We start from the raw sequence: 24,284 nt of genomic DNA on the forward strand, positions 1-24,284 counted from the left end.
GATCCCCATGGCGAACACTGTCCTGATCACCGGCGGCGCGGGCTTCGTCGGCCGTCATCTCGCCCGATCCCTGCTTGAACAAGGCCACAGGGTGAGGGCGCTGGACAGCCTGATCGAGCAGGTTCACCCCACTGGCGCGCGGCCCGACGAACTGGACCCCGAGGTCGAACTGGTGGTCGGCGACATTCGCGACGAGGACCGGGTCCGGGCGGCGCTTCAGGGGGTGGACAAGGTCGTTCACCTCGCCGCGGAGGTCGGCGTCGGCCAGAGCATGTATGCGATCGACCGCTATACCTCGGTCAACGATTACGGCACGGCGGTGCTGTTCCAGCAGTTGATCGACCAGCCCGTGCAGCGGGTGGTCGTCGCCTCCTCAATGAGCATCTACGGCGAGGGCCTGTACCGAACTGAAGACGGCGATCTGCGTCAGGAGGTGGTGCGCGGCGCCCGCAACCCGGACGGCTCATGGGACCCCACGGACGACCAAGGGCGGGCGCTGATCCCCGTGCCGACGCCAGAGACCAAGTCGCCGGCGCTGAAGAGCGTCTATGCGATCAACAAATTCGTTCAGGAACGGCTCACCCTGACCCTGACGGCCCAATACGGGATGGAAAGCTGCGCCCTGCGGCTCTGGAACATCTACGGGCCGGGGCAGGCCCTTTCCAATCCCTACACCGGCGTCCTGGCCATCTTCGCCTCCCGCATCGCCAACGGTCAGTCGCCGATGGTGTTCGAGGACGGCCGTCAGAGACGCGACTTCGTGCATGTCTCGGACGTGGCGCGCGCCTTCCTTCTGGCGCTGGAGAAGCCGGACGCGAATGGGCAGGTCTTCAACATCGGCTCTGGGGAGGACCGCACCGTCGAGGACGTGGCGCGGCTGCAGGCGGCCTCGATGGGGCGGCCGGATATCGAACCCCTGATCACCAACAAGGCCAGGGCAGGCGACATCCGCCACAATATTCCCGATCTGACGAAGGCCCGCGAGGAACTCGGCTATGAGTCGCGTCAGGACTTCGCGGCAGGTCTTGAGGAACTGGCCGAATGGGTGGCGCGCCAGGAAGCCCAGGACCGGGTTGATCAGGCGCGCGGCGAGCTGGAACGTCGGGGGCTGGTCGCATGAGCCGCGTCCTGATCACGGGCGGCGCCGGTTTCATCGGCTCCAACCTCGCCGACCGACTGGCCGGCCAGGGTCATGAGATCGTGGTGCTGGACACCCTGGCGCGGCGGGGGGTGGAGGGAAACCTCAAATGGCTGCTGCTGCGCCACGGCGCACAGGTCCGGCACCTGACCGCTGACGTCCGCCAGGCCGAGGCGGTCGAGACGGCGGTCGCCCAGGCGGACGTGGTCTTCCACCTGGCCGCCCAGGTGGCGGTGACGACCAGCTTGGTCGATCCCCGCACCGACTTCGACGTCAATCTGATCGGGACGCTCAACGTCCTGGAGGCGGCGCGCCGTCGATGCACTCCGGTCGTCTTCGCCAGCACGAACAAGGTCTACGGCGATCTGGGCGACATCGAACTGGCCGTTCAGAACGAGGCCTGGCTGCCGACGGAGCCCGCGCTGCGGACTCGGGGCGTGGACGAACGGCGGCCGCTGGACTTCCACACGCCCTACGGATGCTCCAAAGGCGCGGCCGATCAGTATGTGCTGGACTATGCCCGCAGCTACGACGTGCCGACCTGCGTGCTGCGGATGAGCTGCATCTACGGTTCCCGTCAGATGGGTACGGAGGACCAGGGCTGGGTCGCCCATTTCCTGATCCGGGCGCTGGAAGGCGCCCCGATAACCCTTTACGGCGACGGCCGGCAGGTGCGCGATATTCTGGACGTGTCCGACGCGGTCGACGCCTATGTCGCGGCCTGGGAGCGGATCGAGGCCGTGTCGGGCCGCGCCTTCAACCTGGGCGGCGGGCCTGAGAACGCCGTCAGCCTGAGGGGATTGATCGCTCATATCGACCGGCTGATCGGCCGCGCGGCCGAACTGCAGTTTGAGGACTGGCGGGCCGGGGATCAGCGCTACTTCGTCGCCGACGCCTCGGCGGCCCATCGCGCCTTGGGGCTGGGCGCGGTCAAGCCCTGGCGGCCGGGCGTGTCGGACCTGGCGGACTGGCTGCGGGCGGAACGGCGACTGGACGCCCGCATCGGCTCGGCGGCGGCATGAGTCTGGTCCCCCGTCACGTGCTGATGACCACCGACGCCGTGGGCGGCGTCTGGACCTATGCGCTGGATCTGGCGGAAGGCCTGTCGGCGCGCGGCGTCCGCATCACCCTAGCCGTGTCGGGCCCTGCGCCCCGTCCCGCCCAGCGACGAGCCGCCGAACAGATTGAGGGGCTCACGCTGGTCGATGCGGGGGGGACGCTCGACTGGCTGGCGGACGGTCCCCGCCCGCTGGACCAGACGGCGCGGGCCCTGCGCGGTTTGGCGGCCCAGAACGGCGTGGATCTGGTGCACCTTAACAGCCCCGCCTTGCGGGGCGACGAGGACTGGGGCGCGCCCGTGGTCGGGGTTTGTCACTCCTGCGTGGCGACCTGGTGGGACGCGGTGCGTGGAACGGCCTTGCCGGAGGATTTCGCCTGGCGGACGGAGCGGCTCGCCCAGGGCTACCGGCGTTGTGACCGTCTGATCGCCCCCAGTTTCGCCTTCATGCAGACGACGGCGGCGCGCTACGGCGTCCTGCCCGCTACGGTTCGAAACGGCCGCCGTCCCATTGGAACCCGCCCGGTTCCCCGGCGCCGGCAGGTTCTGACCTCGGGCCGGCTGTGGGACGAGGGCAAGAATATTGCGACCCTCGAACGGGCCGCCCGACGGATGCGGGGCCGGGTCGAGGCCGCCGGTCCGCTTGAAGGACCGAACGGTCAGTCGGTTCATCTGGACCGGATCCAGGCCCTGGACGCGCTGAGCCCCACCGACTTGCAGCAAAGGCTTCGACTGGCGTCAATCTTCTGCGCCCCGTCGCTTTACGAGCCCTTTGGGCTGGGCATTCTGGAGGCGGCCCAGGCGGGATGCGCCCTGGTCTTGGCCGATATTCCGACCTTCCGCGAGCTTTGGGAGGGGGCGGCGCTGTTCGTCTCTCCGCAAGACGACGCCGCGCTGGCGGTCGTTCTGGATGAACTGCTGGAAGACGCCGACCGCGCGCGCCGCCTGGGACGGCTGGCGGCCGAGCGCGCCGAACAGTTCAGCCTCGAGGCCATGGTCGAGGGAACCCTGGCCGTCTATGCCGAGGCCTTGGCCCAGCGCGCCCCTTTCGGGGAGGCGGCGGCGTGAAGATCGTCTATTTCACCCATTCGCTGGAGTCGTGCTGGAACCACGGCAATGCGCATTTCCTGCGTGGGGTGCTGCGCGAACTGATCGCCCGCGGCCATCAGGTCGAGGCGTGGGAGCCGCACGACGCCTGGAGCCGCGCCAATCTGGTCGCGGACCATGGCGAAGAAGGACTGGCGCCCTATCGGCAGGCCTATCCCGAACTGGTCAGCCGCCGCTTCCATCCGCCCCTTGATGTGGATCGGGCGCTGGACGGGGCGGACCTGGTCATCGTGCATGAATGGAACGATCCGGCGCTGGTGGCGGCCGTCGGTCGCGCGCGGGGGCGGGGCCGCTTTACTCTGTTGTTTCACGACACCCACCACCGGGCCGTCAGCGAACCGGAGGCCATGCAGGCTTTCGACCTGTCGGAATATGACGGGGTGCTCGCCTTCGGTGAGACCCTGGCGGCGGTGTACCGCCGATGGGGCTGGGGCGATCGCGTCTTCGTCTGGCATGAGGCGGCCGACGTCCGCCTGTTCCATCCTCCGCTTGAGCAGCAGCGCCGGGAAGGACTGGTCTGGGTCGGCAACTGGGGCGACGGGGAGCGGACCGCGGAACTGGAGCGATTTCTGTTCGCCCCGGCGGCGGCGAGCGGCCTTGAACTTGATCTCTACGGCGTCCGCTATCCCGAGGCGGCGCGGCGGCTGCTGGACCGCTACGACGTCCGCTATCACGGCTGGCTGCCCAATGCGGCAGCGCCGAAAGTGTTCGCGCGCCGCCTGGCGACCGTTCACGTCCCGCGCCGTTTCTACGTCGAGACGCTTCCGGGCATTCCGACCATTCGCGTGTTCGAAGCCCTGGCCTGTGGAATCCCTCTGGTTAGTGCGCCGTGGACGGACAGCGAGGGCCTGTTCGAGGTCGGTCGTGACTTCCTGATGGTGCGGTCCGGCAGCGAAATGGCCTCGGCGCTCCGGGCGGTCAAGTCGGACGCAGGCCTGCGCGCGGAACTGACCGACCACGGACTGGCGGCAATCCGCGCCCGCCACACCTGCGCACACCGGGTCGATGAACTGATGGCGGTGCTGGGGCGGCTCGGCGCGCCCGCCGCCGATCCCGCTCCAACCTTCCACCCCGTCATGGAGATTGCGGAATGAAGATCGCCTTTTACGGCTCCAGCCTGCTGTCGTCCTACTGGAACGGCGCGGCCACCTACTATCGCGGCCTGCTGGGCGCCTTGGCCGAACGCGGATGGGACATCCTGTTTCTGGAACCCGACGCCTTCGACCGGCAGCAGCATCGCGACATTGATGCGCCGGACTGGGCTGAGGTGGTGGTGTGGGACAACACCGTCGAAGGCTGCAAGACAGCCATGGCGCGCGCCGTGGAGGCCGACGTAGTGGTCAAGGCTTCCGGCGTCGGCGTGTTCGACGACGTCCTGCTGGGCGTGTTCGACCTGGCGCGCCCCGACGCCCTGACCGTCTACTGGGACGTGGACGCCCCCGCCACCCTGGCGGAGGTGAAGGCCGCGCCCGATCATCCGCTGCGGCGGGTCCTGCCGCAGATTGATCACGTCCTGACCTATGGCGGCGGCGCTCCGGTCGTGCAGGCGTTCCAAGCGCTCGGCGCCCGCGACTGCCGTCCGATCTATAATGCGCTCGATCCCGCCACCCATCATCCCGTCCAGCCGGACCCCGGCTTCTCCGCCGACCTCGCGCTCCTGGCCAATCGACTGCCGGATCGGGAACGCCGGATCGAGACCTTCTTTCTGGAGCCCGCCGCCGCCCTGCCGCAACGCCGGTTTCTGCTGGGCGGCAACGGCTGGGCCGACAAGGCCATGCCGGCGAACGTCCAGACCATCGGTCATGTGGGAACGGCCCAGCACAACGCCTTCAACTGTACGCCCCTGGCGGTGCTGAACGTCGCCCGCGACAGCATGGCCGAGGTCGGCTTCTCGCCCGCCACGCGGGTGTTCGAGGCCACCGGCGCCGGGGCCTGCCTGATCACCGACTATTGGGAAGGCGTCGAACAGTTTCTGAAACCGGACGTCGAAGTGCTGGTGGCGCGCGACGGCCAGGACGTGGCGGCGCATCTGGCCGCCCTGACGCCGGAACGGGCGCAGGCCATCGGCCGGGCGGCGCGCGACCGCGTCCTGGCCGACCATACCTACGCCCAGCGGGCCGAGGCGGTGGACGCCCTGTTCCGCGAACGGCTTGCGGCGCGCCGCGAAAGGAGCGCGGCATGAAGCTGGTCGTGCTGGGGCTCAGCCTGTCGTCCGCCTGGGGCAATGGCCATGCCGTGACCTTCCGCGCCCTGCTGTCCGCCTTCGCGGACCGGGGACACGAGGTGGTGTTCCTGGAGCGGGAAACGCCTTGGTATGCGGCGCACCGCGATGTGTCGGATCCGCACTATTGCCGCCTCGACTTCTATTCGGATCTGCAGGATCTGGAGCGTTTCGCCGACGAGGTGCGCAGCGCAGACGCCGTCCTGGTCGGCTCATACGTGCCCGAGGGGATCGAGGTCGGCCGGTGGGCGCGTCGCACGGCGACGGGCGTGGTGGCCTTCTACGACATCGATACCCCTGTGACCCTGGCCCGGCTGGCGCAAGACGACTGCGACTATCTGCGAGCCGACCAGATTGCGAACTACGACATCTATTTCTCCTTCACCGGCGGGGCGATGCTCGAGCGTCTGGAGCGCGACCACGGCGCGCCGGCGGCCCGCGCCCTCTATTGTTCGGCGGACCCCGAGGCCTATCGACCGCAAGCCGCCGCTCCGCGGTGGGATCTGTCCTACCTCGGCACCTACAGCCCGGATCGTCAGCCGACATTGGAGCGTCTGCTGCTGGAGCCGGCCCGGCGTATGCCAGATCGTCGCTTCGTGGTGGCGGGCCCTCAGTATCCCGATGACATCGACTGGCCCGAGAATGTCGAGCGGATCGACCATCTGCCCCCGGCCGACCATCCCGCCTTCTACGCCGCCAGCCGCTTCACCCTGAACGTCACTCGCGCGGACATGCGGGCGGCCGGGCACAGCCCCTCGATCCGGCTGTTCGAGGCCGGCTCTTGCGGCTGCCCGATCATTTCGGACGCCTGGCCTGGCATCGAGACGCTCTTCACCCCGGGCGAGGAGATCCTGCTGGCCGACGACGCCGAGACGGTGATCGAGGCGCTGTCCGCGCCTGTGGATCAGGCTCGCGCGATGGGCGAGGCCGCGCGCCGTCGCATCCTGTCAGAACACACCCCCTCCCACCGCGCCCACACTCTGGAGCGTGAGTTGATCGCGGCTCTACGGGCCAAGACGAAGGACCGACCTATGAAGTCCATATCCGACACCCGCACCGTCCTGGTCGCCGGCGGCGCCGGTTTCCTCGGTTCGCACCTGTGCGACCGGTTGTTGGCGGAAGGTCGCCACGTCGTCTGCCTCGACAATCTGCAGACGGGCGACCTGGCGAACCTCAAGGACGCAATGAAACAGCCGCGGTTCGAGTTCGTGCGCCACGACATCGTCGACCCCCTGCCGGAGCGGATCACCGCCCGTCGGTTTGACCGCATCTACGACCTGGCCTGCGCCGCTTCGCCGCCGCAGTATCAGCAGGATCCGGAGCATACGATGCTGACCTGCATCCTCGGGGTTCGTAACCTGCTGCAACTGGCCGAGAAGACCGGCGCGCGTCTGTTGCTGACCTCCACCAGCGAGGTCTACGGCGATCCGGAGGTCCATCCCCAGCCGGAAACCTATCGCGGCAACGTCAATCCGATCGGCCCGCGCGCCTGCTATGACGAGGGCAAGCGGGCGGCCGAGACCCTGGTCTTTGACTATGATCGGGCGGGGCGAGCCGAGGTTCGCGTGGCGCGGATCTTCAACACCTATGGGCCGCGCCTGTCGGCGGCCGACGGTCGGGTCGTCTCCAACCTGATCACCCAGGCCCTTTCGGACGCGCCGATCACCATCTATGGCGACGGCAGCCAGAGCCGGTCCTTCTGCTATGTGGACGACATGATCGGCGGCCTGATCGCCCTGATGGAGCATGAGGGACCGCAGCCGGGACCGATCAACCTCGGCAATCCGGTCGAGCTGACGGTGTCCGAACTGGTCGAGGTCATTCTTGATCTGACCGGCTCCGGCTCCGGAATCGTCCACCGACCGCTGCCCGCCGACGACCCGCGGCGTCGCCGTCCGGATATCGCCAAGGCCGATGCAGTCCTGGATTGGCGCCCGACCACCGCCTTGCTTGACGGTCTGCGCCGCACCATCAACTGGTTCGACGCCGATCGCCCGATTGTGGTCAGCGACCGTCCGGCCCTCAGCGCCTGAGGTGCGGGCCGACGGCGACATGGCGGAGGTTCTGCGGCGCAATATCGAGGCCATGCGTGCGCAGCGAAAAGAGGCGGCCGAGGCGGCGCCATGGCCGGAACGGCTCGCCCAGCGCATCACCGGATTCGCGGGGAGCATGGGGTTCGTGCTGCTGCACCTGCTGATTTTCGGCGGCTGGATCCTCTGGAACCTGTTGGCTCCGGAGCCGTGGCGTTTCGACGAGACCCTGGTCGTCCTGGCCATGGCCGCCTCCGTGGAGGCCATCTTCCTGTCGACCTTCGTCCTGATCAGCCAGAACCGGATGGCGGCGGCGGAGCACGGGCGGGCGGAGTTGGATCTGCAGATCAATCTGCTGGCCGAACACGAAATCACCCGGCTGATTGATCTGGTCGGTCGCCTCGCCGCGCACGCGGGACTTTCGGAGACGGACCCGCACCTGGACGAGCTGCGCCGCGACGTCGCGCCGGACGCCGTTCTCGATCAGATCACGCGATCAAATGAGGAAGACGATGACAGAGGTTCTTGACCAGACGCACACCATGCGCGCGGCGGTCGTCACAGGCCCCGGTCAACTGGAGGTGCAGCGCGTGCCCAGGCCTGAACCCGGCGTGGGTCAGGTCCGGATCAGGCTGGAGGGCTGCGGCGTCTGCGCCTCCAATCTGACGCCTTGGGCGGGGCCGGACTGGATGACCTTTCCAACGCCGCCCGGCGGGCTGGGCCACGAAGGGTGGGGCGTCGTGGATGCGGTCGGCGAGGGCGTATCGCGTGTCGCGGTCGGCGACCGGGTCGCGGCCCTGTCCCAGAGCAGTTTCGCCGAATATGACGTCGCCGATCAGGCGGCGGTGGTGCCCCTGCCGTCCGAACTGGACGGCCTGCCGTTTGCGGGCGAACCCCTGGGCTGCGCCATGAACATCTTTCGGCGCAGCGGGATCTCGCCCGGTCAGACCGTCGCCATCGTCGGAATTGGTTTTCTGGGGGCGATCCTGACACGGTTGGCGACTGATGCGGGCGCCCGCGTCATCGCCCTTTCCCGGCGGCCCTATTCTCTGGACGTCGCCCGTCGCATGGGGGCGGTCGAAACCCTGGCGCTGGACGACCACTACGCCTTGATCGCCAGGGTCTCCGAACTGACGGAGGGGCGGTTCTGCGATGTGGTGATCGAGGCGGTCGGCAAGGCCTGGCCGCTGGACCTGGCGGCCGAACTGACCCGTGAACGCGGTCGGCTGGTCATCGCCGGCTATCACCAGGACGGCCCGCGGCAGATCAATATGCAGCTGTGGAACTGGCGCGGCCTGGATGTCGTCAACGCCCATGAGCGCGATCCCGCCGTCTATGCTGAAGGGGTGCGCGAGGCCGTGGAGGCGGTGCGCTCAGGGCAGCTGGACCTCAACGACCTGATCACCCACGCCTATCCGCTGGAACAGTTGGACCAGGCGCTGGACGCCACCCGCGACCGACCGGACGGCTTCCTCAAGGCGGTGGTGAGGATGCGATGACCGATCTGCTTCTGCAACGCGGCGCGTCGTCTGAACTGCGTCGCCCGCGCGTGGGATTCCTGGGCGTGGGCTGGATCGGGCGGCATCGGATGGCGGCCATGCTGGACGCCGGCCGGATCGAGGCGGTCGCCGTCGCCGAGCCCGACCCGGACATGGCGCGCGAGGCCCTGGTTCTCGCCCCTGACGCGACGGTCTGCCCCGACCTCGACGATCTGCTGGCCCAGGATCTTGACGGTCTGGTGATCGCCACACCCAGCGCGCTTCACGCCGATCAGGCGCAACGGGCCCTGGACGCCGGCGTCGCCGTCTTCTGCCAGAAGCCGCTGGGCCGGAACGCGCAGGAGACCGAGGCCGCCATCGCCGCCGCCCGCCGCGCGAACCGGCTGCTGGCGGTGGACCTCAGCTACAGGTTCACCGCCGCCGTTCAGGCTCTGAAGACCCAGCTTGAGTTAGGGGTTATGGGCCGCATTCACGCGGTCGATCTGACCTTCCATAACGCCTACGGGCCGGACAAGCCCTGGTTCTACGACGCGGCTCTCTCTGGCGGCGGATGCGTCATGGATCTAGGCGTCCATCTGGTCGATCTGTGTCTGTGGCTGCTGGATGACGCGGTGGCGGGGGTTGAGGCGAATCTGCGGCGGCAGGGTCGCCCCCTGGCTGGTCGCAAGGAGGCGGAAGACTACGCCGTCGCGACCCTGATCCTGAAATCCGGCGCGGTGGTCCGCCTGGCCTGTTCATGGCGACTGCCTGCGGGCCAGGACGCGGTGATCGAAGCGGCCTTTTACGGCGAGCGGGGCGGGGCGGCCCTGCGCAATCTCGGCGGCTCCTTCTATGATTTCGAGGCTACGGCGTTTGAAGGGGTGACGCGGCGCGTTCTGGCGTCGCCGCCGGACGACTGGGGCGGCCGCGCCGCTCAAGCCTGGGCTCAAGCCCTGGCGGAAGGGAAACGATACGACCCTGAGGTCGAGCGGCTGGTGGAGGTGGCCCGGACCCTGGACCGGATCTACGCCGCCGCAGCCTGAGGCTTGATCAGAACGGAAAGACGATCGGGATCGCCACCATGGCCGCGACCCAGGTCGCCAGGTTCAGCGGAAGCCCCACGCGAACGAAGTCCATGTAGCTGTAGCCGCCCATGTTGAAGACCAGCACATTGGTCTGATAGCCGAAGGGGGTGGCGAAGGCGGCAGAGGCGGCCATCATGACCCCGACCAGAAAGGGCCGGGGATCGACGCCCAGGCTTTCCGCCAGGGCGACGGCGATGGGGGTGATCAGCACGGCTACGGTCGCATTGGACAGAAGCTCCGTCGCAAACAGGGTGACGCCATAGAGCACGACCAGGGCGCCGAACGGCCCCATGGGGCGGATGACGTCGATCAGTCGCTCAGCGCCGGCTGCGGCGAGGCCGGTCACCTCAATGGCGGTTCCGACCACCACCATTCCGGCGATCAGCAGCAGGATTTCCGGCCTCAGGCCGGCGTAGGCTTCCTCCGGCGTGATGACCCGAAGCAGGATCAGCGCCACGGCCCCGGCGAAGGCCGAGGCGGCGATCGGCGCCCAGCCCAGGGCCGCTGAGGCGATCACCAGGACGAAGACCGCCAGGGACATCATGGCCGGGCGCAGCCGGAAGGGGCGGTCCGCCGCCTCATACAGGGTGACGTCGCCCAGATGGGCGTCCCCCGACCCGTCCGCCTGATTTCGGGATTCGCCCAGGCGCGGCAGACCGAAGGGGATGATGCGCTTGCGCCGCTTCGCCGCCTCGGCCTCGGCGCGTCGTCGCGCCGCCTCCATCTCGGCCAGCCGCGCGGCCTGGGCCTCGTCCTGGGCGACGGAACGACCCAGCTGTCGCGCCCCGAAGAAATAGAGCCACAGGCCGCCGATGATCGCGATGAACAGACCCACCGGCGTGATCTCGAACAGGCCGAAGACCGGCTGGCCGGCGTTGCGCGCCATGTCGTTGACCAACAGGTTCGTCGAGGTGCCGATCAAGGTCAGAAGCCCGCCCATGACGGTGACGTGGCTTAGCGGCATCAGAAAACGTTTGGGCGACAGCTTCAGCGACTGGGCCACGTCGCGGATCACCGGCGCGGCCAGGACGACCACCGGGGTGTTGTTCAAAAAGCCCCCGACCGCGCCGCACAGGCCGATGACGATCCAGATGCCCTGGGCCCCGACGCGGGCCGCCAGACCGGTCGCCTGCCGGATCAGCAGGCCCAGCAGGCCCGACAGTTCGATGGCGTAGGCGATCACGAACAGGCCGGCCAGGGCGATGACGGCCGGACTGGCGAAGGCGCTCTGCACTTCGACGGGCCGCACGACGCCGAGCAAGAGCAGGACGGCCGCGCCGCTCAGGGCGACGACGTCGGCGCGCAGCTTGCCGTGGATCAGGACGCCGACCACGCCGATCAGCACCGCCAGGGCAACCATCTGGTCGAAAGTCATAGGCCGTGCAGACCGTTCTCCGCGCCCTTCGTCAACCTTTTTCGCAAGATCGCCCCAAAAGCGTGCGCGCCTATGCTAGGCTTGTTTCATGCTCGAACCGATCGCGTCGCCTCGCCCGTCGGTCGTCGCGCTCGCGGCGTCTGTCCTCCTCCTTGGTCCCGTCCTGGCGGGCTGCCAGCGCGAGGAGCCGGCGCCTGAAGCCGCTCCGTCTCAAACCCAGGCCCAGACCCAGATCCAGGCCCCGGTCGTTTCGGTCGCGCCTGCGCCGACCCTGGACCGGGCGAGCTTGCTGCAGGCGATGGACGTGGCCGCTTCGGCCTATGCGGCGGGCCGCGATCCCGGCGGCGCCGATCTGGTCGGTCGGCGCTTTTCGGTGCGACAGGTCTTCGGCTGTACGGGGCCCACTCCGCCGCCCGCCGGGGACGCTGTGTCCGGCGGCGGCCTGGCCCGCTGGGCCTGGGGGGACCGGCGTCGCACCCTCAAGTTGACGCTGGCTCCAGGAGACTGGACCGATTCAGCCTTGATCGCCGGGGGCGCCGACAGCTGGGAGGCTGTCGAGGGCTTTTGGGTGACCCGTCCTTGGCTCAGGACCGAAGGGTGTCCCGGCGTCCAGGGCGATCCCCTGGCCGGCGGCTCCGTCGCCCCGTCCCCTCAGACCGTGGGCTTGGCGGCGGTCTTCGACCAGGACGGTCCGCGCACCGGCCGCCGCAACGGTCGCGCCTATGAATACGTCGTGAGGGGCGAAGGGGACCAGCCGCCCGCGGCGCCGTCCGACGGCTACCGGCTGGTGCTGGAAGGGCGAATGGCCGCCTTCGCCGACGGCCGCGCCATCCGCTGCCGCGCCGCCGGCCCCGATCAGCGGCCGGTCTGTATCGGCGCAGTTCGCCTGGACCGCGTGGCCTTTGAGGATGCGAGCGGCAGGCTGCTCAGCGAGTGGCGCGGCGGCTGACGGCGGTTGTCCTCAGCCCCTTTCGCCGTCTTCTGAAAACGCAGGCGGGCGCGGCTGCATCATCGTCGCCAGCCGATCCACGGCCGTCGCCATCGCCGCCCTGTCGTCCGCCGACAATCGGCCGAAACCTGAAATGAAGCCGTCGCCGAACAGGCCGGGCGAGGAGGCGAGGGCGTCCCGCCCGGCCTCTGTCAGCCGGACATGGACGATCCGACGGTCAATCGTTGAGCGGTAACGCACGGCCATCCCCTTGGCTTCCAGCTTGTCCAACACGGCGACCACCGTGGGCGGCGACATGGAGACGTCGCGGGATATGGCGCTGGTGCTGACCTCGCCCAGGTCGCGGATCGACTGCAGCACCAGAAGTTGGGGCAGGGTCAGGCCCGTCAGGCGCGCGACTTCCCGCGATCGGACGTCAATCGCCTGGGCGATTCGCCGGACGGAGCGGACCAGAGACGTCATGGGCTCTGTCGGCTCCTCTCGAAACGGCACCGCTGAAAAATCACGCATAGGGTTGAACTCTTTCGTACACGAACCATTTGTACCCGCTGCATCCACAATTCAAGGAGGCCCCATGTGCGGTCTTAGCGGCGAGATCAATTTCGACGGACGCCCGGCCGACGCCGGCGCCGTTCAACGCATGACGGATGCGCTCTCGCCCCGGGGACCGGACGGGTCCGGCATCGTAATGCGCGGCCCGGTGGGGCTGGGCCACCGTCGCCTGAAGATCATCGACCTGTCGGAGGCGGCGCAGCAGCCCATGGTGGACGCCGACCTGGGCGTGACCCTGGCCTTCAACGGCTGCATCTACAACTATCCGGAACTGCGCGAAGAGCTGCAGGGGCTGGGCTTCCGCTTCTTCTCGCATGGCGACACCGAGGTGATCATCAAGGCCTGGAAGGCCTGGGGCGAGGCCTGTGTCGAACGGTTCAAGGGCATGTTCGCCTTTGTCCTGCATGAGCGGGACACAGGCCGCACCGTGATCGCCCGCGACCGGTTCGGCATCAAGCCGCTGTATCTGGCCGAGAGCGGCAAGCGGCTGAGGTTCGCCTCGACCCTGCCGGCCCTGCTGGCGGCGGGGGATGTGGACAAGACCATCGACCCGGTCGGCCTCCACCACTACATGACCTTCCACGCCGTGGTGCCGCCGCCGCACACCATACTGAAGGGGGTGAAGAAGTTTCCCCCGGCGACCATCCGGGTGATCGAGGCGGACGGTACGGCCAAGGACCGGCTGTACTGGCGGCCCGACATGACCCGCCATGCCGAGGACGCGGCCCTGACCGCCGAGGACTGGCGCGACCGGGTGCTGGACAGTCTGCGCGAGGCGGTGAAGCGCCGCATGGTCGCGGACGTGCCGGTGGGCGTACTGCTGTCGGGCGGGGTGGACTCCAGCCTGATCGTCGGCCTGCTGGCCGAGCTGGGCCAGAAGGATCTGCTGACCTTCTCGGTCGGCTTCGAAGAGGCCAATGGCGAGAAGGGCGACGAGTTCGTCTATTCCGACCTGATCGCCAAACACTATGGGACCAAACACCACCAGATCTTCGTGCCGCACCAGCGGCTGATGGAGGCCCTGCCGGGGACGATCGGGGCCATGTCGGAGCCGATGGTCAGTTACGACAACGTCGGCTTCTATCTGCTGAGCCAGGAAGTCTCTAAACATATCAAGGTGGTGCAGTCGGGCCAGGGGGCGGACGAGGTCTTCGCCGGCTATCACTGGTACCCGCCGATGATGGAGGCGACCGACCCGGTCGAGACCTACGCCAAGGCCTTTTTCGACCGCAGCCATGCGACGCTGAAGACCCAGTTGAACGGCGCCTATATGGCCGACACCGACGTCAGCCGCGCCCTGGTCGAGGCCCATTTCGCCCAACCGGGCGCCGATACGCCGGTCGACCAGGCCCTGCGCCTGGACAGCCAGGTGATGCTGGTCGACGATCCGGTGAAGCGGGTCGACAACATGACCATGGCCTGGGGGCTGGAGGCGCGGGTGCCGTTCCTTGACCACGAGCTGGTCGAACTGGCCGGCCGGATTCCGCCGGAGCATAAGCTGGCCCAGGGCGGCAAGGGGGTGCTGAAGGAGGCGGCGCGTCTGGTGATCCCGTCCGAGGTGATCGACCGCAAGAAGGGCTATTTCCCCGTTCCTGCGCTGAAATACATCCAGGGTCCGTATCTGGAGATGGTGCGCGAGGCCCTGACCAATCAGACCGCCCGCGACCGGGGTCTGTTCGACAGGGGGTATCTGGACACCCTGTTCGCCGATCCGACCCAGCACATCACGCCGCTGCGCGGGTCGGAGCTGTGGCAGGTCGCCGTACTCGAGATGTGGATGCAACAGCATGGCGTCTGACGTTCGACCCGAACGGTCCAAGGCGCACCGGCTGAAGCGGCTGCGTCACGAGGGGCTGAAGCCGCCGGTGCAGTCCGGCGACGGACCGAGGCCGGACGCCGTGCTGGACTGCGGCTGGGGCCGGCTGCTGTTCGCCCAGACCTTCGAGACGGCCGAGCCCCTGGTCGAGGCCCTGCGCGCCGAAGGGCCGGATCGGCGCGACATCGCCTTCTACGTCCGCAATCCGCATGTCCTGCTGGCCCAGGCGCCGCAGGAGCTGTTCCTGGACCCGTCGCACACCTATCGGCTGGAGCTGGCCACCTATCGCGCCGGCCGTCGCCAGCCGAAAGGTTTCACCGTGCGCCGCCTGACGTCGGAGGCGGACGCCCAGGCGGTCAACGACATCTACGCCAAGCGCAGGATGGTGCCGGTCCCGCCCGACTTCTTCTGGTCCCATCGCGACGACCGGACGATCACCTATTTCGTCGCCGAAGATGCGACGACGGGCGCCGTCATCGGCACGGTGACGGGAGTCAATCACGCGCGCGCCTTCGACGATCCCGAGTGCGGTTCCTCGCTATGGTGTCTGGCGGTCGATCCTCAGGCGACCCAGCCGGGCGTCGGCGAGGCCCTGGTCCGGCGGTTGGCCGAGCATTTCAAGACCCAGGGTCTGGCCCACATGGATCTGTCGGTCATGCACGACAACGACCAGGCCATCGCCCTGTACGAGAAGCTGGGGTTTCGTCGCGTGTCCTTCTTCGGGGTCAAGCGCAAGAACCCGATCAATGAGGCCCTGTTCGTCGGCCCGACCGACGACCACGATCTGAACCCCTATGCCCGCATCATCGTCAATGAGGCGCGGCGGCGCGGCATCCATACAGAGATCATCGACGCCGAGGGCGGGCTGTTTCGCCTGAACTGGGGCGGGCGGTCGGTGCGGTGCCGCGAGAGCCTGTCGGAGCTGACCTCGGCCGTGGCGCTCAGCATCTGTGACGACAAGCGGATGACGCGACGCATCGTCGAGGCGGCCGGGGTGCGCGTGCCCGAGCGGGTCGATCCTGACGATCCCTCCGCCGTCGACGCGGCCCTGGAGCGGTTCGGCGCCCTGGTGGTCAAGCCGGCGCGGGGCGAACAGGGGCAGGGCGTCGCCGTGGGTCTGACGACCATGAAGGCCGTCCAGTCGGCCCTGGTCCGCGCGCGCCGCATCTGTTCCGAAGTGCTGATCGAGGAACAGGTCCAGGGCGAGGATCTGCGTCTGGTGGTGATCGACTACAAGGTCGTGGCCTGCGCCCTGCGTCGCCCGCCCCGCGTCATTGGCGACGGGCGCACCCCGCTTCGGGCTCTGATCGAGCACCAGAGCCGCCGCCGCGCCGCTGCGACCGGCGGAGAATCGACCATACCGATTGATGAAGAGACCGAACGCACCCTGGGCGAGGCCGGCTATGGCCTGGACGACGTCGCGCCCGAGGGGGTCGAGGTTCTAGTGCGCAAGGCGGCCAATCTGCACCTGGGCGGCACCATTCACGATGTGACGGAGGAGGTGCACCCGACCTTGATCCGCGCCGCCGTCGCCGCCGCCCGCGCCATCGACATCCCCGTCACCGGCATAGACCTGATGGTGAAGTCGCCGCGCGAGCCCGACTACGCCTTCATCGAGGCCAACGAACGCCCCGGCCTGGCCAATCACGAACCCCAGCCGACGGCCGAGCGTTTCATCGACCTGTTGTTCCCCCTGTCCGCCCCGACCTCGGCGCGCGCCGTGGTTCGCGCCGACGTCTGAAGGAGGCCCCTTGGCCCGTCCAGCGATCGACCTTGACTATCTGAAGTCCCGCCTCGCCGACCTGCTGAACACGCCCAGCCCCACCGGCTATACCGACGAGGCCGTGTGGCAGGTGTGCCGGGAGTTGCAGCGGCTGGGGCTGGACTATGAACTGACCCGACGCGGCGCCATCCGGGCCCGCCTGCCGGGCCGGGCCCCCAAACCTGCCCGCGCGGTCGTGGCCCACGTCGACACCCTGGGCGCCCAGGTCAAACAGGTGAAGGACAACGGCCGGCTGGAGCTGGTGGCCATCGGCCACTGGTCGTCGCGCTTCGCGGAGGGCGCGCGGGCCACAGTCTTTTCGGAGGGCGGCGCCTGGCGCGGCACCATCCTGCCGCTGAAGGCCTCGGGCCACACCTTCAATGAGGAGGTGGACACCCAGCCGGTCAGCTGGCGTCAGGTCGAGCTGCGCATCGACGCCGTGACCCACGGGCGCGACGACACCCTGGCTCTCGGGATCGACGTCGGCGACATCGTCGCCATCGACCCCCAGCCCGAGTTCACCGACACCGGCTTTATCGTCTCGCGCCATCTGGACGACAAGGCGGGGGTCGCGGTCCTTTTGGCCGCTCTCGAATGCATGATCCGCGAGGAGCGCACCCCCACGGTCGACACCTGGTGGCTGTTCACCATCGCCGAGGAGGTGGGGCTGGGCGCCTCGTCCGTGCTGATCCCGGACGTGGCGGCCATGGTCACGGTCGACAACGGCACGACGGCGCCGGGCCAGAACTCGTCGGAGTTCGGCGTCACCATCGCCATGGCCGACCAGACGGGGCCGTTCGACTGGCACCTGTCGCGCAAACTGGTCCAACTGGCGCGCGACCACGACATCGCGCATCAGAAGGACGTCTTCCGCTACTACCGCTCGGACTCGGCCTCTGCGCTGGAATCCGGGGCGGACATCCGCACCGCCTTGATCACCTTCGGCGTGGACGCCAGCCACGGCTATGAGCGAATCCACGAAACCGCCCTGGCGGACCTGACGCGTCTGCTGATCGCCTATGCCGAGAGCGAGGTCGAAATCGGCCGCGACGCCAAACCCCTGAGCGGGGTCAAGGGCTTCACCCACCAGCCGGTCGACGAATAGGTCGACTGAGGGGGTTTGCCGGCGTCAGCGCCTGTCCATTCTCCCAGGCTCCGCCCTCGGGGCTCGCCCAGGCTCCGCCCTCGCGGCCCGGCGCCAGGGCCAGCAGCCCTCGATCTCCGTTTCCAGCGAAAAGCTGAGGAAGGTCCGTATCAGGACCACCAGACCCAGCAGGCCGACCGTTTGAAGCGTCAGGGGTGCGGTGATGGTGCTGATGATGTCCGCCCCGACCAGGAGTTCCAGGCCGAGGAGGATGCCGCGGCCCAGGTTCGCCCGATAGGTGGTATAGGCCTGGCGCCAGTTTCGATCCCGGACGCCGTGCAGGGCGAACAGCCCGGTCGCCAGCAGGACTCCGCCCACGATGATGCCGGCGCCGGCCAATTCCAGCAGCACCGCAAACGGTTGGATGAAGGCGTGAACCTGGCTCAGCATGGCCGTTCCGATCGCTTATCCGTATCGCCGACCTCGTCCGGGCGACGTCAACCCATGCGCCACAGACGCAGATGTTCAAGCACGTCCGCGACGATCTGTTCCCGCGTGAACCCCGTCAGATCGCGCGCCCGCCCTGCGGCGTCGGAATAGGCGGACAGCCGCCATTCCATCGCGCGGCGTTTCTCGGGCGCATCCAGCGCGGTCATGGCGGGGCGCGGACGTCCACGCGCCGCGAGGCGATAATGGAACGTCGGCCCGTTCTGACCGGTCGCGGTCAGGACCAGGCCTGTCGCCTCGCGCGCCACCTCAGCCTCCAGTCCTTCGGCGGACAGGGCCGCGCGAACCGTCTCAAGGGCCGGGGCTCCGGCCTGATCCAGCTGGCGGTCGATGTCGCGCCGGTTCGCGGGCGACAGAATGCGTTTGAGCTGTTCGGACAGGGGCGGGCCTTCGGTCTCGACCGCGCGTCCGGCCAGGTCGGCGTTCATCTGCCGCACCAGTCCGGCGGCCAGCAGGATCATGATGACGGCGAAGGGCAGGGCGGCCACCAGGGTCGCCGCCTGAAGCGCGCCCAGGCCGCCGGCCAACAGCAGCAGGGCGGCGGCCAGCCCCTCCAGCGAACACCAATAGACCCTTTGCCAACGCGGCGTATCGTCGGCCCCGCCCGACGCGATGGTGTCGATCACCAATGAGCCGGAATCCGCCGAGGTGACGAAGAAGACCGCCACCAGCAGCACCGCCAGGGTCGAGGTGACGGCGGCGCCCGGCAGTTCCTCGAAGAAGCGGAATATGGCGGTGGACAGGTCCGCCGTCACCGCATCGGCGATGGCCCCCGCTGCGACCCCCATATCGAGATTGACCGCCGTATTGCCGAAGATCGTCATCCACAGAAAGGTGAAGCCGGTGGGAACCAGCAGCACGCCGATGACGAACTCCCGCACCGTGCGGCCGCGTGAGATGCGGGCGATGAACATGCCCACGAAGGGCGACCAGGCGATCCACCAGGCCCAGTAGAACAGGGTCCAGTTCGCCATCCAGCCGCGGGGCTCATAGGCGTAGAGGTTGAAGGTGCGGATGAAGAAATGGTCCAGATAGAGGCCGAAGTTCTGGACCAGGGCCTTCAAGAGGAAGCCGGTCGGCCCGACGACCAGGACGAACAGCATCAGCAGCACCGCCAGCACCAGGTTCAGCTCCGACAGCCGCCGGACCCCCTTGTCCAGTCCGGTCAGCACCGAGGCGGTCGCGCACGCCATGACCAAGGCGATCAGCCCCACCTGCACCCAGGGCGTATTGGGCAGGCCGGTCAAATCGTTAAGCCCGCTGTTGATCTGCGACACCCCCAGACCCAGGGAGGTGGCGATGCCGAACAGGGTGCCGCAGATGGCGAAGACGTCGACGGCGTCGCCGATCGGTCCGTTGATCCTCCGGCCCAACAGGGGCGACAGGCCCGAGCGAAGGGTCAGCGGCAGGCCCTTGCGATGGGCGAAATAGGCCAGGCTGAGCCCGACCAGCGCATAGACGGCCCAGGCGTGGACGCCCCAATGGGTGAAGGTGATCACCATCGCCTCTCGCGCCGCATCGAAGGTGCGGGGCTGGGCCTCGGGCGGGCTGGCGTAATGCTGGATCGGCTCGGCGACGGCGAAATACATCAGGCCGATGCCCATGCCGGCGGCGAACAGCATGGCCAGCCAGGAGACATAGGGGAAGTCCGGCTCCGAATCGTCCGGCCCCAGCTTTAGGGCCCCGGTCGGCCCCAGGGCGAGGAACAGGATCAGCAGCAGAAATCCGGCGACGGCGGCGATGTAGAACCAGCCGAAGGTGTCGATCACCCAGCCTTGAGCGGCCTGGAACAGACGGTCGGACTCGCCGGGGGCGGCGACGGCCAGGGCCAGCAGCAGGCCGACGATCAGGCTTGCGCCCCAGAAGACGCGCGGATTCATCTTGGTCTTAAGCATGGACCTATAGCGTGACAGTTCCGCCATGGTTGCGGACTCCATTGCCGCGTTCGGTTCAAACCGGCTTTCAGACCGTCTTCACAGGGGGATTTCCCGCCGCTCTGCGGCGCTGCGCAGGCCGGCGTCCAGGACGCGCATGACGATCAGCGCCTGGTCGGCGGGAACGGGCGCGGGCGCCTCGCCGCGGACGGCGTCGCGGACTGCAGCATAGAAGGCCGGGTAGTCGCCGCGTTCGGGCGCAGGCGTGGTGCGGACGGCTCCGCCGTCGATCTGCCTGGTCAGCACGCCGGGCGACGGGTCCAGACCCCAGTCGGGGGCGCCGGGACGCAGGCCCGCCTTGGATTGGCTCTCCTGGGCGTCGAGGCCGTGTTTGATGAAGCTGCCGCCCGTGCCGTGGACGACGTAGCGGAGGCTGGCCTCGGCGGCGAGGTGGCTCATGTTCAGGATGACGCGCAGTCGGTCGTAGCGCAGCAGGACGTGGGCGTAGTCGATGGCGGTCGCGCCGACGCGCTGGGCCTGGAGGTCGGCGTAGACGCCCAGGGGCGGGCCGAACAGTTGCACCGCCTGGTCGATCAGGTGCGGGCCCAGGTCGGCCCAGACGCCGCCGTCGCGTCTGTCCTTCCAGCGGTCGGTCACGGTCGGGCGGAAGCGGTCGTAGTGGCTTTCGAACACGGCGATTTCGCCGAGTTCCCCCTCGGCGATCAGCCGGCGCAGGGTCAGGAAGTCGGCGTCCCAGCGGCGGTTCTGGAAGACGCTGAAAACGCCGGGCGCATCGGCGGCGACGGCGGCGACTGCCTCAGCCTGCTCCAGCGTGGCGGCGAAGGGCTTGTCCACCACCACGGACTTGCCGGCCTGAAGCGCGGCGATCGACTGTTCGGCGTGCAGGGCGTCGGGGGTGGCGACGACGATCAGGCCGATGTCGTCGCGGGCCAGGGCGGCGTCCAGGTCGGGCAGGACCGCGACGTCCGGCAGGTCGGCGTGAACCGCTTCAGGGCGGGACGAGACGACGGCGGTCAGGTGCAGGCCGGGGGTCGCTTCGATCAGGGGGGCGTGGAAGGTCTGGCCCGCCAGGCCGTAGCCGACGACGGCGACGCCGATGGGTGCGTGTGAGGTCATGCCCCGATCAATAGCGGTCCGGGCGGGGCCCATCCAGCACATAGGGCACCACGCCGCGCTCGTTCTCGGGCACGTGAAGGGCGCGGTCCAGGGGCGGGAAGGCGCGCTGGGTGCAGTCGGTGCGCTCGCAGATGCGGCAGCTGACGCCGATCCGGGCGGCGGGGCCGTTCAGGTCCAGGCCGGCGGCGTAGACCAGGGATCCGGCGTGCTCGACCTCGCAGCCCAGGGACAGGGCGTAGCGGCGATCGTTGGCCAGATAGGAGCCGCTGGGTTTGGACACTGAGCGTGCAATGGAGATGTAGCGCGAGCCGTCGGGCATCTCGGCCAGCTGGACCCCGATCCGGTCGGGCGTGGCGAAGGCTTCGTGGACGTTCCACAGGGGGCAGGCGCCGCCGAAGCGGGCGAACTGGAAGCGGGTCGCGCTGTGCCGCTTGGTGATGTTGCCGGCCATGTCGACGCGGGCGAAATAGAAGGGCACCCCGCGCCAGCCGGGCCGTTGCAGGGTCGAGAGCCGGTGGCAGACCTGTTCGAAACTGACCTGGAAGCGGGTGCGCAGGCGGTCGATGTCGTGTTTCTCGGCCCGCGCCGCCTCGAGGAAGGCGCGGTAGGGCAACAGGAGCGCGCCGGCGGCGTAGTTGGCCAGGCCGACGCGGGCCACGTCGCGCGCGGCCTGGGTGCGGAAGGCGGCGCGGTCCAGCTCGCTCTCGATCAGGTCGCGAAAGGACATGAGGGCCAGTTGGTGGGCCTGCTGGAAGGAGCGGGTGGCGCCCGGCTGCCAGGCGTCCAGGGAGAGTATGCGACTGGCGGGATCGTAGCGGCGCAGCGCCTCCTGACCCGCGACATAGACGGTGCGGACGCCGTGCCGGTCGGCCAGCAGGGTCTCCAGCGCCCGTTCGATCGGGCCGTCCTGGGGGATGTCGGCCGCCAGGGCCTCGGCCGCCGTGTCCAGGCTGTCGACGTAGTTGTCGCGGTAGTGGAAGAAGTCGCGGACCTCCTCATAGGGCAGCAGGGCGACGCGGGCGCCCAGTTCGTCGCGGCCCAGGGTGTCGTCCAGCGCCTTCACCCGCTCGTCCAGCTGGCGGAAGGCCTGGTGCAGGGCCAGGAACTGATGGGCCAGGCGCGGGGTGTTGGCGACGGCCTGTTTCAGCTCGGCCGCGGTCGGGGGCTCGGCCCCGCCGCTGACCGGACCGGCGATGTCGGTGGTGGCCTCGCGCAGGTCGGCGATCAGGCGGGCGTCGCCCTCGAGATCGAACAGGCTGGCGTCGATATGGAAGGCGCGGGTCAGGGCGATCAGGACGCGGGCCGTGGCCGGACGCTGATTGGTCTCGATCTGCGACAGATAGGAGGGCGACAGGCCCAGCCGTTCGGCGCAGGCCTCCAGCGTCCAGCCGCGCGCCTCGCGCAGCTTGCGCAGCTTGGGTCCCAGAAAAAGCTTCTCAGCCATTCGCAAGTTTGCAGTTCACAGCCGCCGCCTTTGCAAGTCCGCGCAGTTCCGCATCTTTTGCAAAGTTGCGTTTGCCATTTTGCGATGAAGGCGCCACGCCTTGCCGTTCGAACGAGAGGCCGAAACCGATCATGACTCAAGCCATCCTTGAAGAACTGGAGCGCCGTCGCGCCGCCGCGAAACTGGGCGGCGGGGAAAAGCGTATCGCCGCCCAGCACGCCAAGGGCAAGCTGACGGCGCGCGAACGCATCGACGTTCTGCTGGACGAGGGCTCCTTCGAGGAGACCGACATGTTCGTCGAGCACCGCAGCCACGACTTCGGGATGGAGACGCAGCGCATCCCCGGCGACGGGGTGGTGACGGGGCGCGGCACCATCGGCGGGCGGCTGGTCTATGTCTTCTCCAAGGATTTCACGGTGTTCGGCGGCAGCCTGTCGGGCGCCCATGCGGCCAAGATCGTCAAGCTGCAGAAGATGGCCCTGACCACCGGCGCGCCGATCATCGGCCTGTTCGACGCGGGCGGGGCGCGGATCCAGGAGGGGGTGGAGAGCCTGGCCGGCTACGCCGACATCTTCCTGCAGAACACCCTGGCCAGCGGCGTCATTCCCCAGATCAGCGTGATCATGGGGCCGTGCGCGGGCGGCGACGTCTATTCCCCGGCCATCACCGACTTCATCTTCATGGTGAAGGACACCAGCTACATGTACGTGACCGGCCCGGACGTGGTGAAGACGGTCACCAATGAGGTCGTCAGCCACGAGGATCTCGGCGGGGCGCGGGTCCATGCCGGCAAGTCGGGCGTGGCGGACGGGGCGTTCGAGAACGACCTGGAGGCCCTGTCGGAGGTGCGTCGCCTGATCGGCTTTTTGCCCCTGTCGAACCGCGAAAAGCCGCCGGTGCGCGAGAGCTATGACGAGCCCGAGCGGGACGAACCGAGCCTGGACACATTGATCCCGGCCAATCCGAACCAGCCCTATGACATGAAGGAGCTGATCCTGAAGGTGGTCGATGAGGCCGACTTCTTCGAGATCGGGGCCGACTTCGCCAAGAACATCATCTGCGGCTTCGGCCGGCTGGACGGCCAGACGGTCGGGATCGTCGCCAACCAGCCCCAGGTGCTGGCCGGGGTGCTGGACATCGATTCAAGCCGCAAGGCCGCGCGCTTCGTGCGCTTCTGCGACGCCTTCGGCATTGCGATCGTCACCTTCGTGGACGTGCCGGGCTTCATGCCGGGGACCAAGCAGGAGTACGGCGGCCTGATCAAACACGGGGCCAAGCTGCTGTTCGCCTATGCCGAGGCGACGGTTCCGAAACTGACCCTGATCACGCGCAAGGCCTATGGCGGCGCCTATGACGTGATGAGTTCCAAACACCTGCGCGGCGACGTCAACTACGCCTGGCCCACCGCCGAGATCGCGGTCATGGGCGCCAAGGGCGCGGTCGAGATCATCTTCCGCAAGGAGGCCGGCGATCCGGCCGCCCTGGCCGCGCGCGAGGCCGAGTACAAGGACCGGTTCGCCAATCCGTTCGTGGCGGCGGGGCTGGGCTACATCGACGACGTCATCATGCCGCACGGGACGCGACGGCGGCTGGTGAAGGCGCTGCGGACGCTGAAGAACAAGGTCCAGGAGAACCCCTGGAAGAAGCACGATAATATTCCGCTGTAGG

General features: G+C 68.4%; 21 protein-coding genes. 14 read left to right on the plus strand and 7 right to left on the minus strand.

The genetic code is table 11. The features are described 5' to 3' along the window. Positions 1-7: 7 nt before the first annotated feature. From GGQ93_RS13205 to GGQ93_RS13250, 9 genes are read left to right on the plus strand one after another with little or no spacing between them, the layout of a single operon-like run. A complete protein-coding gene (locus GGQ93_RS13205; RefSeq protein ID WP_183217644.1) occupies positions 8-1,120 on the plus strand; it encodes an NAD-dependent epimerase/dehydratase family protein in 1,113 nt (370 codons plus the stop codon). Beyond that, the gene (locus GGQ93_RS13210) at positions 1,117-2,160 is read left to right on the plus strand and encodes an SDR family NAD(P)-dependent oxidoreductase (protein ID WP_183217646.1); all 1,044 of its coding nucleotides are present in this window, start codon (positions 1,117-1,119) and stop codon (positions 2,158-2,160) included. The genes GGQ93_RS13205 and GGQ93_RS13210 overlap by 4 nt, the downstream gene beginning before the upstream one ends. Next, positions 2,157-3,263: a glycosyltransferase family 4 protein gene (locus tag GGQ93_RS13215; protein WP_221233716.1), complete on the plus strand. Its 1,107-nt coding sequence runs from the start codon at positions 2,157-2,159 to the stop codon at positions 3,261-3,263. Before GGQ93_RS13210 ends, GGQ93_RS13215 begins: the two co-directional genes overlap by 4 nt. Further along, positions 3,260-4,396, plus strand: coding sequence for a CgeB family protein (locus GGQ93_RS13220; RefSeq protein WP_183217648.1), 1,137 nt, complete (start codon positions 3,260-3,262; stop codon positions 4,394-4,396). Before GGQ93_RS13215 ends, GGQ93_RS13220 begins: the two co-directional genes overlap by 4 nt. Continuing rightward, complete coding sequence (locus GGQ93_RS13225) at positions 4,393-5,484, plus strand: CgeB family protein (protein ID WP_183217650.1); 1,092 nt, start codon at positions 4,393-4,395, stop codon at positions 5,482-5,484. Before GGQ93_RS13220 ends, GGQ93_RS13225 begins: the two co-directional genes overlap by 4 nt. Next, positions 5,481-7,556 (plus strand): bifunctional glycosyltransferase/UDP-glucuronate decarboxylase, encoded by a 2,076-nt coding sequence (locus GGQ93_RS16320; protein ID WP_224764336.1) that lies wholly within the window; start codon positions 5,481-5,483, stop codon positions 7,554-7,556. The genes GGQ93_RS13225 and GGQ93_RS16320 overlap by 4 nt, the downstream gene beginning before the upstream one ends. 19 nt (positions 7,557-7,575) lie before the next feature. Beyond that, on the plus strand, positions 7,576-8,082 hold the full coding sequence (locus tag GGQ93_RS13240; protein WP_183217652.1) for a DUF1003 domain-containing protein: 507 nt from the start codon (positions 7,576-7,578) through the stop codon (positions 8,080-8,082). Further along, positions 8,066-9,052 (plus strand): MDR/zinc-dependent alcohol dehydrogenase-like family protein, encoded by a 987-nt coding sequence (locus tag GGQ93_RS13245; protein ID WP_224761312.1) that lies wholly within the window; start codon positions 8,066-8,068, stop codon positions 9,050-9,052. The genes GGQ93_RS13240 and GGQ93_RS13245 overlap by 17 nt, the downstream gene beginning before the upstream one ends. Beyond that, on the plus strand, positions 9,049-10,074 hold the full coding sequence (locus GGQ93_RS13250; RefSeq protein ID WP_183217654.1) for a Gfo/Idh/MocA family protein: 1,026 nt from the start codon (positions 9,049-9,051) through the stop codon (positions 10,072-10,074). Before GGQ93_RS13245 ends, GGQ93_RS13250 begins: the two co-directional genes overlap by 4 nt. 7 nt (positions 10,075-10,081) lie before the next feature. On the opposite strand, the gene GGQ93_RS13255 is transcribed toward GGQ93_RS13250, so the two are convergent. Next, a complete protein-coding gene (locus tag GGQ93_RS13255) occupies positions 10,082-11,491 on the minus strand; it encodes an SLC13 family permease (RefSeq protein ID WP_183217655.1) in 1,410 nt (469 codons plus the stop codon). An 88-nt stretch (positions 11,492-11,579) separates the two neighbouring features. On the opposite strand from GGQ93_RS13255, the gene GGQ93_RS13260 reads away from it, so the two are divergent. Continuing rightward, the gene (locus tag GGQ93_RS13260) at positions 11,580-12,440 is read left to right on the plus strand and encodes a hypothetical protein (RefSeq protein WP_183217657.1); all 861 of its coding nucleotides are present in this window, start codon (positions 11,580-11,582) and stop codon (positions 12,438-12,440) included. A gap of 12 nt (positions 12,441-12,452) precedes the next feature. On the opposite strand, the gene GGQ93_RS13265 is transcribed toward GGQ93_RS13260, so the two are convergent. Continuing rightward, positions 12,453-12,902: a MarR family winged helix-turn-helix transcriptional regulator gene (locus GGQ93_RS13265; protein WP_054765042.1), complete on the minus strand. Its 450-nt coding sequence runs from the start codon at positions 12,900-12,902 to the stop codon at positions 12,453-12,455. Between the two features lie 112 nt (positions 12,903-13,014). Between GGQ93_RS13265 and GGQ93_RS13270 the strand changes: the two genes are divergently transcribed. The 3 genes from GGQ93_RS13270 to GGQ93_RS13280 are packed head-to-tail and all read left to right on the plus strand — an operon-like array spanning position 13,015 to position 17,675. Beyond that, positions 13,015-14,790, plus strand: coding sequence for an N-acetylglutaminylglutamine amidotransferase (locus tag GGQ93_RS13270; protein WP_152949738.1), 1,776 nt, complete (start codon positions 13,015-13,017; stop codon positions 14,788-14,790). Then, positions 14,780-16,549, plus strand: a complete 1,770-nt coding sequence (ngg, locus tag GGQ93_RS13275) for an N-acetylglutaminylglutamine synthetase (protein ID WP_183217659.1) — start codon at positions 14,780-14,782, stop codon at positions 16,547-16,549. Before GGQ93_RS13270 ends, ngg begins: the two co-directional genes overlap by 11 nt. Before the next feature lie 10 nt (positions 16,550-16,559). Further along, positions 16,560-17,675: an osmoprotectant NAGGN system M42 family peptidase gene (locus tag GGQ93_RS13280; RefSeq protein WP_183217661.1), complete on the plus strand. Its 1,116-nt coding sequence runs from the start codon at positions 16,560-16,562 to the stop codon at positions 17,673-17,675. Between the two features lie 24 nt (positions 17,676-17,699). Here the strand turns inward: GGQ93_RS13280 and GGQ93_RS13285 are convergent, their stop codons facing one another. The 5 genes from GGQ93_RS13285 to GGQ93_RS13305 are packed head-to-tail and all read right to left on the minus strand — an operon-like array spanning position 17,700 to position 22,749. After that, positions 17,700-18,104 (minus strand): DUF1622 domain-containing protein, encoded by a 405-nt coding sequence (locus GGQ93_RS13285; protein WP_183217663.1) that lies wholly within the window; start codon positions 18,102-18,104, stop codon positions 17,700-17,702. 47 nt (positions 18,105-18,151) lie between these two features. Further along, positions 18,152-20,083, minus strand: coding sequence for a BCCT family transporter (locus GGQ93_RS13290; RefSeq protein WP_224764335.1), 1,932 nt, complete (start codon positions 20,081-20,083; stop codon positions 18,152-18,154). Positions 20,084-20,134: 51 nt separating this feature from the next. Continuing rightward, positions 20,135-21,172, minus strand: a complete 1,038-nt coding sequence (locus tag GGQ93_RS13295) for an oxidoreductase (RefSeq protein ID WP_183217665.1) — start codon at positions 21,170-21,172, stop codon at positions 20,135-20,137. Between the two features lie 7 nt (positions 21,173-21,179). Continuing rightward, positions 21,180-22,616, minus strand: a complete 1,437-nt coding sequence (locus GGQ93_RS13300) for a helix-turn-helix domain-containing protein (protein WP_183217668.1) — start codon at positions 22,614-22,616, stop codon at positions 21,180-21,182. Beyond that, positions 22,609-22,749 carry a hypothetical protein gene (locus GGQ93_RS13305; protein ID WP_152949744.1) on the minus strand — a complete coding sequence of 47 codons (141 nt, stop codon included), beginning with the start codon at positions 22,747-22,749 and terminating at the stop codon, positions 22,609-22,611. Before GGQ93_RS13305 ends, GGQ93_RS13300 begins: the two co-directional genes overlap by 8 nt. Here GGQ93_RS13305 and GGQ93_RS13310 point away from each other — a divergent pair. Next, on the plus strand, positions 22,748-24,283 hold the full coding sequence (locus tag GGQ93_RS13310) for an acyl-CoA carboxylase subunit beta (RefSeq protein ID WP_182714088.1): 1,536 nt from the start codon (positions 22,748-22,750) through the stop codon (positions 24,281-24,283). The genes GGQ93_RS13305 and GGQ93_RS13310 overlap by 2 nt on opposite strands. The last annotated feature ends 1 nt before the right edge of the window (position 24,284 follow it).

This window comes from Brevundimonas aurantiaca, from assembly GCF_014199955.1.
In the GTDB taxonomy this organism is placed as follows: Bacteria; Pseudomonadota; Alphaproteobacteria; order Caulobacterales; family Caulobacteraceae; genus Brevundimonas; species Brevundimonas aurantiaca.